At 60.7% G+C, this 425-nt stretch carries 1 protein-coding gene; it reads left to right on the top strand.

From position 1 onward, the window contains the following. The coding region (locus PZH32_RS14255) for a rubredoxin (RefSeq protein WP_428994033.1) at window positions 1-77 on the top strand (77 nt) is incomplete at its 5' end. Window positions 78-425 lie beyond the last annotated feature (348 nt).

Raw genomic sequence — 425 nt, 5'->3', positions numbered from 1 at the left:
CGGACGGATTACCCGAGGACTTTGTGTGTCCCATCTGCGGGGCGCCGCGCGACATGTTCGAGCGCATCGAGATTTAAACCGTTCGCGGCCGGGGCCTCCCGGCCGCGTTCTTTTTTTCGGCGACGGCGGTAGGCGGCCGCCATCGACCGCTGGGCTTCTGCCCATTTGGTCGAGAAACGTCAAGAGCGCCGTTTTTCCTTGGTAATCTACAGCCTGAGAAAAGCTTAGTCTGTTCGTGTCGCCTCTGGTGGGGTCGGCACGGCTTTTCGCTGGGTTTCCGATTCCTGAAGGAGGAAGGCGCGCGACGCCGCTGCTATGGTAAAACGAGTGAGCAAGTGCATTATCCTTGCCGCACTGATGGTGGTGCTGACGGCGGCTCTGTGCCCCGTGTCGGCCTTCGCTGCTGAAGAGGTTTCGTCCACGAC

Source organism: Adlercreutzia equolifaciens (assembly GCF_029076695.1).
GTDB classification, from domain to species: Bacteria; Actinomycetota; Coriobacteriia; order Coriobacteriales; family Eggerthellaceae; genus Adlercreutzia; species Adlercreutzia equolifaciens_A.
The sequence above is the reverse complement of the archived record's forward strand: the minus strand, read 5'-3'. Positions and strand labels throughout refer to the sequence as shown.